15 protein-coding genes are annotated in these 17,996 nt (G+C 37.2%); 2 read left to right on the forward strand and 13 right to left on the reverse strand.

All coding sequences use genetic code 11. The features are described from left to right. Window positions 1–165: 165 nt before the first annotated feature. The 8 genes from Q9317_RS10125 to treP all read right to left on the reverse strand — a co-directional run bounded on the left by Q9317_RS10125 (window position 166) and on the right by treP (window position 11,556). Window positions 166–2,061, reverse strand: a complete 1,896-nt coding sequence (locus Q9317_RS10125; protein WP_003100390.1) for a M13 family metallopeptidase — start codon at window positions 2,059–2,061, stop codon at window positions 166–168. Between the two features lie 131 nt (window positions 2,062–2,192). Beyond that, the gene (locus tag Q9317_RS10130; RefSeq protein WP_003100392.1) at window positions 2,193–3,128 is read right to left on the reverse strand and encodes a transketolase family protein; all 936 of its coding nucleotides are present in this window, start codon (window positions 3,126–3,128) and stop codon (window positions 2,193–2,195) included. Next, complete coding sequence (locus tag Q9317_RS10135; RefSeq protein ID WP_003100394.1) at window positions 3,125–3,982, reverse strand: transketolase; 858 nt, start codon at window positions 3,980–3,982, stop codon at window positions 3,125–3,127. Before Q9317_RS10135 ends, Q9317_RS10130 begins: the two co-directional genes overlap by 4 nt. After that, complete coding sequence (gene ulaA, locus Q9317_RS10140; RefSeq protein ID WP_003100396.1) at window positions 3,982–5,328, reverse strand: PTS ascorbate transporter subunit IIC; 1,347 nt, start codon at window positions 5,326–5,328, stop codon at window positions 3,982–3,984. Before ulaA ends, Q9317_RS10135 begins: the two co-directional genes overlap by 1 nt. A 12-nt stretch (window positions 5,329–5,340) precedes the next feature. Continuing rightward, on the reverse strand, window positions 5,341–5,625 hold the full coding sequence (locus Q9317_RS10145) for a PTS sugar transporter subunit IIB (protein ID WP_003100398.1): 285 nt from the start codon (window positions 5,623–5,625) through the stop codon (window positions 5,341–5,343). A gap of 3 nt (window positions 5,626–5,628) precedes the next feature. After that, a complete protein-coding gene (locus tag Q9317_RS10150; RefSeq protein WP_003100401.1) occupies window positions 5,629–7,668 on the reverse strand; it encodes a BglG family transcription antiterminator in 2,040 nt (679 codons plus the stop codon). Window positions 7,669–7,889: 221 nt separating this feature from the next. Further along, window positions 7,890–9,515 carry an alpha,alpha-phosphotrehalase gene (treC, locus tag Q9317_RS10155; protein WP_003100403.1) on the reverse strand — a complete coding sequence of 542 codons (1,626 nt, stop codon included), beginning with the start codon at window positions 9,513–9,515 and terminating at the stop codon, window positions 7,890–7,892. Between the two features lie 64 nt (window positions 9,516–9,579). After that, window positions 9,580–11,556 (reverse strand): PTS system trehalose-specific EIIBC component, encoded by a 1,977-nt coding sequence (gene treP, locus Q9317_RS10160; RefSeq protein ID WP_061866600.1) that lies wholly within the window; start codon window positions 11,554–11,556, stop codon window positions 9,580–9,582. Window positions 11,557–11,760: 204 nt separating this feature from the next. Here treP and treR point away from each other — a divergent pair, with 204 nt between their 5' ends. Further along, window positions 11,761–12,474, forward strand: coding sequence for a trehalose operon repressor (treR, locus tag Q9317_RS10165; protein WP_003100405.1), 714 nt, complete (start codon window positions 11,761–11,763; stop codon window positions 12,472–12,474). Between the two features lie 58 nt (window positions 12,475–12,532). Next, on the forward strand, window positions 12,533–13,264 hold the full coding sequence (yaaA, locus tag Q9317_RS10170) for a peroxide stress protein YaaA (protein ID WP_031239270.1): 732 nt from the start codon (window positions 12,533–12,535) through the stop codon (window positions 13,262–13,264). 103 nt (window positions 13,265–13,367) lie between these two features. Here the strand turns inward: yaaA and nrdG are convergent, their stop codons facing one another. The 5 genes from nrdG to nrdD form a co-directional block, all read right to left on the reverse strand. Then, window positions 13,368–13,988 (reverse strand): anaerobic ribonucleoside-triphosphate reductase activating protein, encoded by a 621-nt coding sequence (nrdG, locus tag Q9317_RS10175; RefSeq protein WP_003100407.1) that lies wholly within the window; start codon window positions 13,986–13,988, stop codon window positions 13,368–13,370. A 9-nt stretch (window positions 13,989–13,997) separates the two neighbouring features. Then, window positions 13,998–14,498 (reverse strand): GNAT family N-acetyltransferase, encoded by a 501-nt coding sequence (locus tag Q9317_RS10180; protein WP_003100408.1) that lies wholly within the window; start codon window positions 14,496–14,498, stop codon window positions 13,998–14,000. Window positions 14,499–14,508: 10 nt separating this feature from the next. Further along, complete coding sequence (locus Q9317_RS10185; RefSeq protein ID WP_003100409.1) at window positions 14,509–15,441, reverse strand: Gfo/Idh/MocA family protein; 933 nt, start codon at window positions 15,439–15,441, stop codon at window positions 14,509–14,511. Between the two features lie 28 nt (window positions 15,442–15,469). Further along, entirely contained in the window at window positions 15,470–15,616 is a 147-nt protein-coding gene (locus Q9317_RS10190) for a hypothetical protein (protein WP_003100410.1), read from the reverse strand. A gap of 82 nt (window positions 15,617–15,698) precedes the next feature. Next, the gene (nrdD, locus tag Q9317_RS10195; RefSeq protein WP_003100412.1) at window positions 15,699–17,894 is read right to left on the reverse strand and encodes an anaerobic ribonucleoside-triphosphate reductase; all 2,196 of its coding nucleotides are present in this window, start codon (window positions 17,892–17,894) and stop codon (window positions 15,699–15,701) included. Window positions 17,895–17,996: the final 102 nt, after the last annotated feature.

Below are 17,996 nucleotides of genomic sequence, written 5' to 3' on the forward strand. Positions count from 1 at the left end.
TAAACTTCTTGTTTACAGCTCTTTTTTCTGTACTTTTTCCTATTTTTGATACAATTTTACGAATAATCTTATGAGGACACTTCTTAGTCTTGTCCTCATACTCCCACAAGAAAAGACTAGACGTTTTGGAACATCTAGTCTTTTTGCTTTTCTTTTAACAATCACTTACCAAATAATGACACGATCCTCAGGCGCACGCCACATGGCATCTCCTTCAGTAACCTCAAATTCTTTATGAAATTCTTCAAAATTTGTCAGCGTCACATTAGTACGGCATTGCCCTGGAGCATGGACATCAATACTTGCCATCATTTGCATAAATTCTTCACGTGCTTTCATACGCCAAATGGTTGCAAAATTGATAAAGAAATCACGTGCTGAGAAATCACTTTCTTTCTTCGCTGCTTCAAGTGCACAAGCCACACCACCTAAATCAGCAACATTTTCAGAAACGGTCAACTTCCCATTTACCTTAGCACCATAAGACTCCAAGCCATCAAACTGCGCTACAACCTTATCTGTTCTTTCTTTAAAGGCTTCATAATCAGCCTTCGTCCACCAATCATTCAAACTACCATGCTCATCAAATGAAGCCCCATTGGTGTCAAAAGCATGTGAAATTTCATGAGCAATAACAGCTCCAATACCACCATAATTAGCTGATGAACTCTGCTCTAGTGCATAAAATGGTGCTTGTAAAATAGCTGCTGGAAAGACAATTTGGTTTTGCTGTGGGTCATAATAAGCATTAACCATATGAGCAGGCATATGCCATTCACTACGATCAACAGGTTTATTCCATTTACTCCAACCATGTGCAATAGCAATTTTAGATAGGTTTTGCACATTCTCAACCAAACTAAGAGTTGGATCAATCACTTTCTTAGCATAGGTTTCTGGTAATTTTTCTGGATAGCCAATATGTGGAGTAATGACATTCAATTTGACAATGGCCTTATCACGAGTAGCTTGGTCTAACCAGTCTGCGGTTTCAAGGCGCGATTTATAAACATCAATCATTGTAGCTACTTTATGCTCAACATCAGCCTTAGCTTCTGGAGAGAAATAGTGATTTGCATACCAAAGTCCCAAGGCTTGATTATAAGGTCCTTGTGCCAAGTAGTAAGCTGCTTTTTTCTGATCCATGGCTTGTGGTGTACCAGATAGAGCACGGCCATAAACTCCCGACTCCACACGAATTTCATCTGTTAAATAAGAATTATAAGCATTAGCCGCTTCTAAAATCAGCTCAGCCTTCAACAATTCCCAATTGTCTTCTGAATAATAGGTAGCCGCAAATTCTGTCCAAAAACGTTTCTCAGGAACAATAATTTGATCTGGCTCTTCCCCTAAAATTGCTTTAAATATTGTATCTAAAGGTAACTCTGGTACCAATGCCTTGAAATCTGCCCATTTATAGGGATGGTAAAGTTTAACATACTCTGAAGATTCTTCACGAGATAAAACGTAAGCTGCCACTTTCTTATCTAATGCCAAGACCTTATCAAGAAGGTCTTGAATAGCTGGCGCAGAAAAGCCAAATTGTGGTAATAATTTCTCTTGAGATTGACGCCAAATGCTAATAAGCTCCGCTGCCTTTTCATGTCCTTCTTCATAGTAAGTAGTATCAGGAAGAAGAATCGACGGCGCATCTGCCCACAAAACATTCAGCTGTGCATTCATAAAGTCAGGAGCAATACCAAATGGTATCAGATTCGGTTTACCACTCATTTCATAGTCTGCAATTTTTGTAACAAAGTCCGCAAATGAGTTAAGATTTTGATACTCTTCAATCAAAGGCAATACAGGTGCTACACCTACTTGATCACGTTTTTTGTAATCTGACGTCATGTGATGAAAGGCTACAAAATTTTCTAAAATTGCATCTTTAGGAAGATTCTTACCTTGCAACCACTCATCTGTTGTTGCTAGCATTAAATCTTCAATCTCGTCAGCCAAGTCAGAAAAACCTCCTGTTCTTGGTTTATCATCAGGAATAACAGCTATTTTGGCCCATTCACCATTGACAGCCTCATAAAAATTTTCTTTATAATCGACCATATCTTCTCCTTCGTCCGTTCAACTTGCTTGAGTTTTTCTCAAGACTGTAATCTCTTACATTGTATCAAAAAAGCCTTTGGAATAAAAGTTCCCAAGGCTTTTATGAGTAAATCCTCTAAAGACTTATTATTTTAATGATAGTCCTTCAAAAATTCTTTAATATTATGATAAATATGGTCTTGTGTTAATTCATATACTTCTAAAAGGTAATCCATCTTACCAACTTGGCCAAATCTTTCATCAACACCCATGCGTCGAACTGGTGTATCTGTTTCTTGACTCAGCAATTCACAGATAGCACTTCCGACACCTCCAATTTTATTATGATTTTCAACAGTCAAAACTGGTTTGCCAACTAGTAATCCTTTGATATCCTCATGAATCGGTTTGATTCTAAAGAGATCAATTACACCTACTTCTAAGCCTTCTTTTGCAAGCTTATCAGCAACTTCAAGAGCCTCAGCAACCATAATACCTGATGCTACAATGGTTGCTTCAGGTCCTTGACGCAACTGAACATAACCTTTACTAAAATCTTCGTCACCATTGTAAACAGCTTTTGGTGCCTTGCGAGTCGTACGGATATAATGGAAGGCCTTACTTGTAAGGGTTTGTTTTAAAACAGCATCAAATTGAATATCATCACAAACATCATATACCACAGCATTTGGCACCAGTCGCATAAGGCCAATTTCTTCAAAAGGCATGTGTGTGCCACCATTCATCTCAGCAGTAACCCCAGCATCAGACCCAATAACTGTCGCATTAAGTTTTGCATAGGCCAAGGAGACAAAAAGTTGATCAAAGACCCTACGCGAAGCAAATGGACCAAAGGTATGCAGGTATGGCTTGTAACCTTTGACGGCTAGTCCTGCAGCAAGTCCAACCATTTCTGCTTCCATAATTCCTACATTTATGTAACGGTTTCCAAATTCTTTTGCTAAGCCATTTGTTGCCATAGAACTTGATAAATCAGCTTCTAAGACTGTGACTTTACTATTAATCTTATTGGCTGTCTTAAGGAAATCACGATAGACATACCTCATTTCTTTTACGTGACGCATCATGACATTTCCTCCAATCTTTCCTTAAGTACTGCAAGTTCTTGCTCCAATGCCTCTTTGTCTGATTGGCTTGGTCTCAAATGATGATTAGCTGCCATATCTTCAATGAACTGAACCCCCTGCCCTTTCACCGTATCTAAGACAATACATTTTGGTTTTTTAGAACCACTTGCTTTCAAACGTTCAATAGCATGGAAAATTGCTGAAACATCACTACCGTCAACTCTCAAAGCATCAAAACCAAAGGCTTCAAATTTAGTCACAAAGTCACCTGTTTGGCAAATATCACGGGTTAAACCATCCAATTGTTTCTTATTGTCATCAACAAATACGATTAGATTTGAAAGAGATTTATGAGTAGCAAGCTGAATCGCTTCCCAACATTGCCCTTCATTTAATTCCCCATCTCCAACAATAGTATAAGTGTAATAGTCTGACCCTTCTATTTGCTGTGCACAAGCAATACCAGTCGCTGCACTAATTCCTTGTCCCAGAGATCCGGTAGTCATATCCACACCCGGTGTCATATTGCGATCGGGATGTGAGGGTAGTTTTGTACCGTTGCAATTTAAAGACAAGAGAAAGTCTTTATCAAAGAATCCTTTTAGATAAAGCGTAGCATAAAGACCAGGACCTGCATGCCCTTTAGATAAGACAAAATAGTCACGGTCTTTTTGTGCAAAAACATCAGGCGTCATTGGCATTACTTCTCCATAAAGCACCGCCAAGGTCTCAACAACGGAAAGACTTCCCCCGTAATGGCCAAACCCAAGATGGTTTAAGCTTTCTAAAACATGTATTCTAATATTGAGGGCAAATTTCTCCAATTCCTGACGTTTAATGTCTGATAAGGGCATTAATGCACCTCCTCATTTTTTGCTTTTCCCACAAAAGACAAACCTACAAGGGCTAGTAAAATAAGGATTAAACCAATAGCAATGGCAGTAGTTCCACCTGCTTTATTTAAAGCACCTAAAATAATACCTGATAAACCAAAGTCAGCATCTGAGAATGTTGACCCTTCAAAACCAAGACCACCTAAAACAGGCATCAAGAAAATTGGCAGATAACTGATTAACACCCCTTGGAAGAAGGCACCAACTGTTGCACCACGAATACCACCTGAGGCGTTACCAATAACACCAGCTGTCGCACCACAGAAGAAATGAGGAACAACCCCTGGTAAAATAACTGTCGTACCTGTCATAAGCATAACAGCCATACTTACCAAACCTCCTGCAAAACTTGACAGAAAACCAATAAGAACAGCATTTGGTGCGTAAGGGTAAACAATTGGACAATCCAAAGCTGGTTTTGAGTTTGGAACCAATTTTTCAGAAATTCCTTTGAAGGCTGGAACAATCTCCCCTAAAATTAAACGAACACCTGCAAGGATAACAAAGACTCCCGCAGCAAATTGACCTGCTAATTGCAAGGCATAAACAAGACCATGTGTTCCATTTGACAATTCTTTAGCAATCCATGATGGACCAGCAAAAATAGCAACAATTAAATAGAAAATGGTCATTGAAATGGTGATACTTACTGTACTATCTCGTAAGAAAACCAAACTTTTTGGAAAATTAATATCTTCTGTTGATTTTGATTTATCTCCAACCAAGCCCCCTAGAAAGCCACTAAGAAGATAGCCTAATGAACTAAAGTGGCCCAAAGCGACTTTATCATTTCCTGTTAACATGACCATGTATTTTTGGACAAAAGCTGGAGACACACTCATGATAATACCAAGTGCTAAACCACCAAAAATAATAAGAGAAACAGAAGTAAAGCCTGAAACAGACATGATAACAGCAATCATACAAGCCATGTATAAGGTATGATGACCTGTTAAGAAAATATATTTAAACTTGGTAAATCGAGCAATAAGAATGTTAAAAATCATCCCAGCAAACATGATTAATGCTGTTGTTGACCCAAATTTTGTTAAAGCAAGAGCTACAATTGCTTCGTTATTTGGAACAACCCCTGAGAGGTGAAAGGCATGCTCAAACATTTTTCCAAATGGGTTCAAAGAACTTTGAATAATGCCCGCTCCACCTGACACTACCAAGAAACCTACAAAAGTCTTAATACCACCTTTAACAATATCTGGGGTAGCTTTCTTTTGTAAAAGTAAGCCAATAATTGCAATTAAGGCAACAAGAATGGCCGGTGTACTGACAATATCAACTAAAAACTTCATTTTTTCTTCCTCCTAGATAAGGCCTTTTTCCTGACAAATAGCAGTAACTAATTCACGTAGTTCATCCATATCAATAATACTATTTAAAATGCGAACATCCCCTAGGTGGCCTGCAACATCTTCCAAATCACGACCAACAATCCAAACATCTGCTGCACTTGGATCTGCACCGCCAATATCATAATGCTCTACTTCAACACCTGTAACACCTAAATCTTTCAAAACAGATTCAATATTCATTTGGACCATAAAACTTGACCCTAGACCTGAACCACAAGCTGTACCAATTCTCAACATAAATTATGCCTCCTGTTTAATAATAGTTTTAATATCCTGATAAGAATGTGACTGAAGTAATTGGGAAATAGCTTCCTTACTTCGTAAAATAGTTGTCAAATGCGACAAAGCCTTCAAATGAGTTTCATTATCAATAGCTGCAATACAAATCAACAAATAGATTTCCTGTTTAGGATCATCTAACAAATAAATGGGCTTTTCTAAAACAAGCATTGACATACCAACTGCATTAACTCCGTCTTCTGGACGGGCATGGGGAATAGCAATACCACTTCCCAAATTAATGAAAGGACCAAACTCTTCCACCTTTGCAATCATGGCTTCTGGGTAAGTTTCTCTAATTTGTCCACTATCACGTAATGGTTTTGCAGCAAGGCGAATGGCATCCCTCCACTCTAGTTGTTCAGAGCAACTCTGATAGGTTGCTTCCGTAATAAGTTCATCTAACACTGGTCTATAATCCTTTCTAACAAGGTCTTGCCTTAAGAATTTTTTCAAAGCAATCCTTAATTCATTTTCATGTGTAATTGAAGCGTACTGCCTAATCACTCCAAATAATTGTTCCATTTCCAAATCATTGCCTAGAATTGGAAAATCCTTAGTCACCAAAGCACTGAGTTGGAAAGATTGTTCCTCAGTCATAATCATGGGCACCAAATAAGATGGTTTTTGCGTTTCAATACTGATGGTTGAAAAAACCATATCATAATCTTCCACTGCCATTTGAGCAAGTTGGTCAATCCTTGAAACTCCTTGAAAGGAAATTTCTGGAAAAAGAATCTTCAAATTCTCTTTAATGATTAGTGATGAACTAACCCCGTTGGGGCAAATAATAACTGCTCGGTAGTGCGACCTTTTCTCATTATCTGCCTTTTTCAAGTAACCACCAAAATGGAGTACAAAATAAGCAATTTCACCATCTGGAATCGATCTTTTCACCTCATGCGCCAAAGGCTCTAGAGACTGTTTAACCAAATCAAACAATTCAGCATAGTCTTGCTTGATCCGAGAGGTATACTCATTATCACTAGGAAGAGCATAACGTAAACGATAATAGGCTGGAACTAAATGCCTTTCTAAATCACTGTATAATGTTGTGATATGGTCAAAATTTAAAATGGAAATGTCTTGCATCTTTTGAACAATTGCCTTGGTCAAAGACTGAAAGAACTGATGGTTATAATCTCCTTCACCTTCAAAGGATCCCGCCAGCAACACAGACAGATAATCTTGGTCTTCTCGACTTAAGTCACATTGTTCTTTTAATTCAGATAAAATTTCAGAGGACATCAAGTGACTTAATCCCTGTAATTGATCTGAAACCAACAATGGCTCCATAACTATCCTATCAACGGGTCTTAAGTAGCGACAGATGATAAAGATAAGGTGATAGATTGATTCTTGGAGACGATTCAAAATAGGAGACATTTTAAAGGTTTGATAGTAAAGATTAACCTTTTGTTCAATTGTTTCATATGAAACATTGTAGTCCCAGGAATCAAGAACATATTCTAATGTCCAAATTCCCATCGATGATTTAACCAATGAGGAAATACTTTCAAAGGCCATGCGATGTTTATCTTTTTCAGCTCCTTTGATTGTGTATCCACTTGCCCTAGTATAAGGAAGCTCCAAATGATAAACAGCCATTTTCTGTCGTAGGGCTTTAATATCCGTTAAAGTGGTATTTTTGCTGACCTTTAAAAAATCTTGATAATGATTATTTGAAACAAAATCTCTCCGGCAAAAAGTATAAAGGTAAATTAAATCCAATCGTTCATCTTGTGGAAGGTAAATTTGCTCTTTATTTAAGGCAGAAAAGATCTCTTCTGAACACGCCTTTGTCATCTGAGAAACTGAAAAACGACCATTTTTTTCTTGCAATTGCCCATAATGATGATTATCCAAAAAGTGATTCAGAAGGTCCAAGTAACTTTTTAGTTCCTTAATGGAAAATTTTGTTTTAACACTTAATTCATAAAGTGACAGTTCTTTATGCGTCATCAAAGTAATTAAAATAATGACAGCTTTATGATCAACCATTTCATTTCCTTTCTAAATTCATTTTATAGAAAACGTTTCTAATTAACTAGTCCCTATTGAGCACAATTAACAGCATTTCAAAATGACAGGCTACTGGGCTAATTGGTCTAAGCAGTTAAAGGCTAATTCCAGTCTATCATAATTTTCAGAATTCTTTGAAATCTCAAGCAAACAAAACACCCCTTAGGTAGAAATCCTAAGGAGGTGATTGTCTCTAACAGCTATTTCCCTAAAATAGCAAGTGTTTGATAGGGTTTTAAGGTCACTTTATCTGTAACAATGTGATCATCATAGTTACTGATTAAGACCTGACCATGTTGATAAGCAAGTGGCAAGTTCAAAGTCACTTCTTCTTCATAGAAATGATTCAAAACGAGTAACTGTTGTCCATCCAATTCTCTCTCAAAAGCATAAACTGACTCACTATCTTGATAAGCAGCCTTATAATCTCCTTCAGCAATCAATGGCATTTCTTTACGAAGTTTAATCAGTTTTTGATAGAATGGGAAGATTTTACCATTCTTTTCGTTTTCAACATTAATTTGTGAGTATGACTTACCAGCCTTCAACCAAGGAGTAGCTGTTGAAAAACCTGCATTTTGACTAGCATCCCATTGCATTGGTGTACGTGAATTATCCCGTGATTTTGCTTTGATGATTTCAAAAGCTTCTTCTTTTGACTTCCCTTGATCTAGCATCATCTGATAAGCATTTAAACTCTCAATGTCAACATAATCAGCCATTGAATCATAATCCGGATCAAGCATACCAATTTCTTCGCCCATATAGATATAAGGTGTGCCACGTGATAAATGAATCGATGCTGCTAACATGGTTGCTCCTTCATTTCTAAAGTCCTCCACATTAACAAAACGATTCAAAGCACGTGGTTGGTCATGATTATTATAGAACAAGGCATTCCAGCCATTACCCTGACTCATGCCTTCTCCCCAAGAATGGAAAAGATCACGTAAAGCAAGAAAATCAAAGTCCATAATAGTCCACTTTTGACCATCTTGATAATCCACCTTCAAATGATGGAAGTTAAAAGCCATAGATAATTCTTCACGTTCTGGTGCAGTGTATAAAATACAATTTTCAATAGTTGTTGCAGACATTTCACCAACAGTCATAAAGGAAGTGTCTTGACCAAAACTGGCATTGTTCATCATTTTCAGGTAATCATGTGTGATTGGTTTATCAGTATAGGCTGGTTTGCCATCATTAATTGGACAATCTTCTAATTCTTGGTCTTTACCTATCAAATTAATCACATCAAAGCGAAAACCTTTAACACCCTTATCACGCCAGAAATTAACAACTTTAAAAAGCTCTTCACGGACATGAGGATTACGCCAATTAAGGTCAGCTTGTGTCACATCAAAAAGGTGCAGATAATACTTACCGGTATCCCCAAAAGGCGCCCAGGCATTACCACCAAATTTAGACACCCAGTCAGTTGGTTGGTCTCTCAAAATAAAGAAATCCTGATAAAAGCTGTCACCAGCTAAGGCTTTTTGGAACCACTCATGATCTGTTGAACAATGGTTTAAAACCATATCCAACATAAACTCAATGCCATTGTCCTTGGCAATAGCAACCATCTCTTCAAAATCAGCCATAGTCCCAAACTCAGGATTAACAGCCCTATAATCTGACACATCGTAACCATTGTCTCTTTGAGGACTTGGATAAAATGGGTTTAGCCAAACCATATCAACACCAAGTTCTTTTAAATAAGGAATTTTGTCAATAATCCCACGCAAATCTCCAACGCCGTTACCACTTGTATCCTTATAAGATTTTGGATAAATTTGGTAAACAACTTTTCTTTTATCAATAGCCATATTTTTCCTTCCTTAAATGGTTATAGGAACTGTCGCCAGTTCCTATTATCCATATGTCAATTCCTTATTTCTTTTCAGCCACAAACAAGTCTTCATTGCGGGAAATGTGACCAGACAAATCATGTTTGAATACTAAGTTATAAGCATCTTGATTTGTCACAACAACTGGTGTTTCCGTTTTGTAACCAGCAGCTTCGATAAGGTCAATATCAAATGAAATCAAAGGATCTCCAACTTTAACCATATCACCTTGTTGAACATGACTTGTAAAGCCTTTTCCTTCAAGATTTACAGTATCCATACCAATGTGCATTAGTAATTCCAAGCCTTCAGTTGACACTAGACCAACAGCGTGTTTTGTTGGGAAAAGTACTGTCACTTGACCATCAACTGGAGAAACCAACTTCCCATCAGTAGGTTGAATAAGCAATCCTTGTCCCATAATACCTTGGGCAAATACTTGATCACTAGCTTCGCTCAATGCTTTTACACTACCAGTCAATGGACTTGTAAGAGCAACACTAGTACCATTAGTTAAACTTGTTACTTCAGAAGAAGTTTCCGCTTGATTTGACAAATCATTAGCTTCCATTAACTCTTGCTCTTCAACTTTAGTCATGATTTTTGATTTATGGAAGAAGAAAGTTAATAACATCGGTACTGCAATAGCTGCAGCCATACAGATAAAGAATGGAATCATATATTTAGCGTTGATTGACATAAATCCTGGAAGTCCCCCAACACCAATAGCATTAGCTTGAACATTAAATGTTGTTGATAATAAACCAGCAACACCTGAACCAATCATACCAGCTACAAATGGATAGATGTATTTAACGTTAACACCAAACAATGCAGGCTCTGTAACCCCAAGATAAGCTGAGATAGCTGCTGCAAGCGACACTTCTGCTTTACGTTCATCATGACGATTCATCAAGTAATAGGCAAAGACAGCAGAACCTTGAGCAATGTTTGAAAGAGCAATCATTGGCCATAGACCAGTTGTACGACTTGCAGTATCTGCAATCAATTGCGTATCAATAGCATTTGTCATATGGTGAAGACCAGTAATAACAAGTGGTGCATAAAGTGCTCCAAAAATAGCACCAAACAACCATTTAACAGGTCCAGTTAAACCAGCAAGAACAACAAATGAAATTCCTTTACCAATTGTCCAACCAAGAGGCCCTAACACCGTATGCGCAAGAATTAAAGCGGGAACCAATGACAAGAATGGTACAAAAATCATTGAAATAACTTCTGGAATACGTTTCCGCCAGAAAATTTCAAGATAAGACAGTGATAAACCTGCTAATAAAGCTGGAATAACTTGGGCTTGATAACCAATACGATTAATTTGGAAAGCACCAAAATCCCAAACCCAGTTCTTAGCAATTTCAGAAGCGGGAGTACTTGTTACAGCATAGGCATTTAGCAACTGTGGTGAAACCAAACAGATTCCTAATACAATACCAAGAATTTGAGTAGTCCCCATTTTACGTGTCACAGACCATGTAATACCTACAGGCAAGAAGTGGAAAATAGCTTCTCCTGGTAACCATAAGAAATGATTAACCCCAGCCCAGAAAGTAGACACTTCAACAATTTTTTTACCGTCTAGAAATTCAAAAGGAACACCCTCAAGAATATTACGGAAGCCTAAAATAAGACCCCCAACAATGATTGCAGGAATGATCGGTGTAAAGATTTCAGCAAGCATTGTCATCACACGTTGGATAACATTTTGATTACTTTTAGCCGCTGACTTAGCTGCTTCTTTAGAAACACCTTCTACCCCAGATACTGCCGTGAAGTCATTATAAAAAATTGGCACATCATTTCCAATGATAACTTGGAATTGACCGGCATTTGTAAATGTCCCTTTAACGGCAGAAATTTTTTCAATTTCTTTAACATTAGCTTTGCTATTGTCATTAAGAACAAAACGCATGCGCGTTGCACAGTGAGTAACAGCTTTGATATTTTCTTTACCGCCAATAGCGGCAAGAAGGGTCCGAGCTTCATTTTCAAATTTTCCCATTAGAATTCCCCTAAATCCTTTTCCTTTGATTGCTTAGGCAAGCAAGTTTTAAAATGAATAAGTTTGTCATCAACTGACTGACACCTTAATTGTAATCGATTGCAAATTTGTAGGCAAGTTGTTTGGTTGAAAAAAAGGATATTTTTGGTAAAATAAGAGATGTTGTATGTTTTAAAGTAGACAAATGAGAAAGATAGACTAGTAATGAAGAAATACGAAAGCATTTTTAAAGACCTCGAAACAAAAATTTCAAAAGAAGTTTATGCCATAGATGACTTTTTACCAACTGAAATCGAATTAAGTAAAGACTATAATGTTAGTAGGGATACTATTCGAAAAGCACTCAATCTTTTAGCAAAAGCTGGTTTGGTCAAAAAACAACAAGGTCGAGGAACACAGGTGATTAAACACCACCATATTTTATTTCCTATATCTGAATTAACAAGTTACCAAGAACTTGTTTCCTATTTTGATATGGATTCTAAAACCAACGTGATTGCTATTGACAAACTCATTGTTGATCCTAAAATGGAAAAGTTGACTGGCTTTCCAACACATTCACTGGTTTGGCGCGTTACCAGACAAAGAGTGGTAGACGGGGTTGCCTCTGTATTGGATATCGACTATTTGGACAAGGATATTGTGCCAAATATGACAAGGGAAATCGCCCAAATATCACTTTATGCCTTCTTGGAAAAAGACTTAAAACTGTCTATTGATTTTGCTCTAAAGGAAGTCACTATCGATCAAGTCAATGACCGAGATAAAATTCTATTAGATCTTGGTTCAGACAAACATGTGGTTTCTGTCAAATCTAAAGTATACCTCTCAAATAACAAGCAATTTCAATTTACTGAAAGCCGACATAAATTAGAGAAATTCAAATTTGTTGATTTTGCAAGACGCAATCCCAAATAAGAATACTTATGACAAGCCTTCCTTGACAGAAGGGCTTTTTCTTTACTACAATAGTCTTATGTTAACTTATTTAATTCCAACAGCTAAAGAAATGACCACACCAGAAAGGGCTTTTAAGTGTCCGTTACCTGAAAAGAGTAAACCCATTTTAGCAGCACTGCTTTCCTTATCTGAAGAAGAACTGGCAAAAGCCTACCATTTAAAAGAAGAAGCCACTCTAAAAGAAATAGAACGCCTGCAAAAGATTGCTGATGCTAGTGCAAGCTCTTACTTTGCTTACCAACTGTTTAATGGGCTTATGTATCGTTATATCGAGCGGACAGACTTATCTCAAGAAGAAGAAAACTATCTTTTTGAACATGTTTACATTACGTCTTCTCTTTACGGTGTAATCCCATTCAATCATAAAATAGCCAAGCATCGTCTTGACTTCCATACTAAAGTCAAGGTTAATGGCAGGTCTCTCAAGCAATACTGGCGTCAAGACTATGATCGCTTTGTCACTGAGGATAAAGTCATTGTCTCTCTCTTATCTAGCGAATTTGAAGAAGTGTTTTCAACAGATGTTAAAAAGCTGTGGATAAGTGTGCGCTTTATGGAGGAAAAAGCTGGCCAACTCAAGACTCATTCCACCATCTCAAAAAAAGCACGTGGGAGCTTTTTAACAGCAGCAATGAAAGCCAATTGCCAAAGTATCGAAAACCTTAAATCCCTTGATTTTAAAGGCTTTCGCTTTCATCCTGAACTCTCTGATAAACAAACATTAACCTATATCAAAAAAGAGGCATGAGCCTCTTTTTTTGTCTTTATTCACAAATTTTAAACTTATTAACAGCCTGTGGATAAGTTTGAGGATAAGAAGTGGAGAAGTCTTAAACTAGCATTTAAATCCTTTACTCACTTTTAGATGTTGTACGATTTAGAACTTCTACAGCCTGATGGCCATCATTAAGTTTGTCCCAAATAACAACTTTATTAGCCGCTAATGACTTTTGCACATCAATAATACGTTGATTTGATGACCCCCTAAACTGTAACATTAGGTTTTTTTTACTGATATCAAAACGACCATCAACCAAAATATCAATCAAGGCTAACAACTCCAATTTATCGTCAGTTTCAAGCATCATCTCTTCCCAAGTATAACCTGTCCAAGACCAAATATCTTTTTCTGGTAATTCCCGACGAATGCGTTTCACTAAAGGAAGCAAAATCTCCGTGTTAAGAAAAGGTTCACCACCTAGTAAGGTTAACCCCTGAACATAAGGTTTAGCCAAATCAGCCATAATTTGATTTTCCAATTCCTCTGTATAAGGAATCCCTGCATTAAAAGACCAGGTAGCTGCATTATAACACCCTTTACAATGAAACATACAGCCTGACACATAAAGCGAATTACGGACACCTTCACCATCAACAAAGTTAAAGGCCTTGTAATCAATGACTCTTTTCTTACTCAACTCGGAACTTTTCCATTCTTGTGGTTCTGGTGTATTCCAACATTTACTTTCCATTTGGCAGCCTCACTTAACAGTAATCCAATAACGTTCGACCTGATCTCTGATATCCTCTAAAATACCTTGATTAGCCAAAATAACTGCTCGACTAGCCAAATTACTAGTATGACAGGTAACTAGTAGCTTCTTAATGCCTTTTGACTTAGCTTGACTAACACCTAACTTGAGCATTTCTTTAGCGTAGCCTTTCCCACGTTCGCTTGGTCTGATGGAATAACCAATATGCCCTCCACACTTTAACAGAGCATCATTTAGCCCAAGGCGTAAACTCAAAAAACCTAGTGGCTTATTTTGAGTATCAAAAGCCACAAATTGAATAGAGGGAACAAAGCCATTTGCAATAGCAATTCCCATCTCATTTAAGTGATTTTTTGCTATCCAGTTTTGAAAATCAAAAGAATCTTCTGGCCAAAACCCTCCATCATGTGGGGAATCAAAAGCTTTAAACTCTTGCATCATTGCTATTACTTGATTTTTATCTGTTTCTTCAGGTCGTCTTAGTTGCATATGTTCCTCGCTAGTTAGGAAGAGTGATATCCAGCTCTCCATGTTCGCTTGATGATTGCGCAATCTGATGGCAAAGCCAATGACTCATCAAACTTGACTCAACATTGACAGGGTTGACACCCGACTTGACAGCTTCTAAAAAACTATTAATGACGGTTTCAAAGCCTCGTTTATAGAGAGTCGTGTCCCAAGAACCAAAAGCTTTAACTTCCTTGTCAGTCCCCTTGTAAATGGTTAACTCATCCAAGTTCTCAAGGTGCCCTGTTGCTTCAGGTGTTTGGACTTCCATCACTTCTCGACGACTACCAGATTGTAAATTCATTCCAACTATAATTTGGCTAGATGCCGTTTCAAGACTAACAGAAACATGGCTTAAAAGTTGATTTTCTAAATGGTAACGAAAGCGCCCTCTCAAAGGCTTTTCATCACTCAAAAACAAGGCAGTGTCTAAAGGGTGAATAAAAAAGTCGAAGAGTTTAAAAACTTTATGACCAACACTATTTACATCATTTTTTTCAACAATGATTCTTTTCTTAGATGCTAACTCTTTTAAATCACTAAGTCGTGGAGCAAAACGTCTGTTAAATCCAGCCATTAAGAAGGTATTATTAGCCTTAGCAAGGTCATAAAGATGCTGAGTCTCTTCAAAAGACTCCGTTAATGGTTTATCCATATAAACTGGAATACCTGCTTTTAAAAAAAGAGAAGCTAAAGTAAAATGCGCTTTTGTTGCTGCATGAATAAAGACGCCATCTAAGCTTACATTTACAAGTTGGTTGACATCAGTGTAAATCGTTGAATTGCCAAATAAGTTATCAACTTGCTCACGGATAACATTATCACGTGTAGAAATATGCCAATGAACATCCTTAAGTTGACGCATATAGGGAAGGTAAGCTTTTTGAGCAATTCCCCCTAACCCTATCAGTCCAATATCTAACATAAGAAACCTTCTTCCTTAATTTTGAGACTTACTTTTCCTTTTTTGTCATTTTTTTCAGAAAAGCTGCCTTTAAATCTTTTGCATCTGTTTTTTGTTTAGCACTTTTTGAGCTATTTTTCTCATGAAATCGCTCAACTTGTTGCATGCCTTTATAATCTAATTGATATTTTCCCATAATAATTTCCTTTTCTTGATAAATAAAAGATTGCTTGCATGAAGCAACCTTTTATTCTAGCATAACATATTTACCTAGTGACTTAAAGCCCTGGATACTTAATTGTAGAGCCATTCATGTGTTTAACACGCGCTGAAATTTCTTTATGACGGCCATTTACCATCGGTCTAGCTTGAGGATTGCCTAAGTAACCACAGGTTCTTTTGACAACATCTACAGTTTTGGGATCACTATTGCCACAGTTTGGACAAGTAAACCCTCTCTCCGTTGGTGTAAAATCTCCCTCAAACTGGCACTTGTAACATTTATCTATTGGTGTATTGGTACCTAGATAGCCCACACGATCATAGGCATAATCCCAGACTGCTTCTAAAGCTTTTGGATTTTGTTGAAGTACCGGATACTCACAGTAATGAATAAACCCACCTGAAGCACCTGCTTCTGGATAAACCTTTTCAAAATCTAATTTATCAAATGGTGTTGGATTTTTTCGAACATCGTAGTGGAATGAATTCGTATAGTATTCCTTATCCGTAATATTTTCAACAATTCCAAATTTTTCAGTATCTAAACGACAAAAACGATCTGTCAAACTTTCTGACGGCGTTGAGTAAACAGAGAAGTGATAACCATATTCTTGAGACCAAGACTCACATGCATCTTTCATCGCTTTTATAATAGCAATGGTAAAATCTTTGGCTTCCTGATTGTCCTCCCACTCTCCACCATAGAAAGTTGAAGCAACTTCATATAAACCAATATAACCTAATGAAATTGTCGCCCGTCTGTTCTTAAACAACTCATCAACATGACCAGTCTTTTCAAGACGCTTCCCAAAAGCTCCGTACTGATAGAGAATCGGTGCATTTGCTGGTGTCGCTTCCTTAACGCGTTCTACCCGGTAAACCAAAGCATCCTTACCAATTGAAAGACGCTCCTCAAAAAGTTCCCAGAACTTGTCCATATCGCCATTTGCTTCCATAGCAATCCTTGGCAAATTCAAGGTTACAACACCTAGATTCATACGACCAGAAGTCACATCATTGCCATCTTCGTCTTTCCAACCTTGCAAGAAAGAACGACAACCCATCGGTGCTTTAAAAGAGCCCGTCAAGTCAATGATTTTATCATAAGACAACATATCTGGGTACATTCTCTTAGACGCACATTCAAGAGCTAACTGCTTAATATCATAGTTAGGTGAGTCTGTCTCTAAGTTCAAGCCACGTTTAACTGTAAAAATCAACTTAGGGAAGATAGCTGTACGATGTTCACTTCCAAGCCCCTTAATACGAATTTCCAAAATTGCCTTTTGAATTTCACGTTCAAACCAAGACGTCCCAAGACCAAAACCAAGTGACGTAAAAGGCGTTTGACCATTTGAAGTAAAAAGAGTATTAATCTCATATTCTAGAGACTGCATAGCATCATAAATGTCTTTTTGAGTTTTCTCATAAGCATACTCTTCACGCTTATCTTCAACAACCCATTTTTCAGCATCAGCCATGTGTTTGTGATAATTGAGCTCCGCATATGGGGCTAAAAATTCATCGATACGATCTGCAGTACAGCCTCCATACTGACTTGAAGCCACATTTGCAATAATTTGAGAAATCTGAGCTGTCGCTGTTTGAATTGATTTTGGACTTTCAACTTCAGCATTGCCAATTTTGAATCCATTTGCCAACATACCCTTGAAATCAATTAAACAACAATTTGTCATAGGCGTGTATGGACTATAGTCTAAATCATGGTAATGAATATCACCTTTTTGATGGGCATTAGCCACATGAGCTGGCAACATTTTAAGACCAATAGATTTACCAACAATTCCTGCTGTTAAATCACGTTGCGTGTTAAAAACATCACTGTCTTTGTTTGCATTTTCATTAACAACCGACTGGTCCTTATTTAATAATTTATCGATAGAGAAATTAATATCTGTTGCTTGAGAACGCGCAAAATCGCGTTGCGTGCGGTAATTAATATATTCCTTAGCAATAGCATATTCGTTTGAACTTAACAATTCATGCTCAACAATATTTTGAATTTCATAAATTTTAATATTGTTTGGAAAACGTTCCAAAATTTCAGCGATAACACGATCTGAAATAGCTTCTAATTTTGCTTCAACCAGTGGTGACATTTTGGTAACATTAACACTGGCTTTTAGAAGGGCACTGTAAATTTTAGTCGTGTCAAAATTTACCAAACGGCCATCTCGTTTGATTACTTTTATGTCTGGTTGAACGATTACTTTTTCATTATCTTGTGTCATCTTTTCAATTTCTCCTTACTGAACTATTATATCATTGAATTTAAAAAAATCAACACAAAAAACAATATCTTGTGTTTTGATTTTACACCTAACACAAGATAT

The sequence above is a fragment of the Streptococcus iniae genome (genome assembly GCF_030732225.1).
Lineage (GTDB): Bacteria > Bacillota > Bacilli > Lactobacillales > Streptococcaceae > Streptococcus > Streptococcus iniae.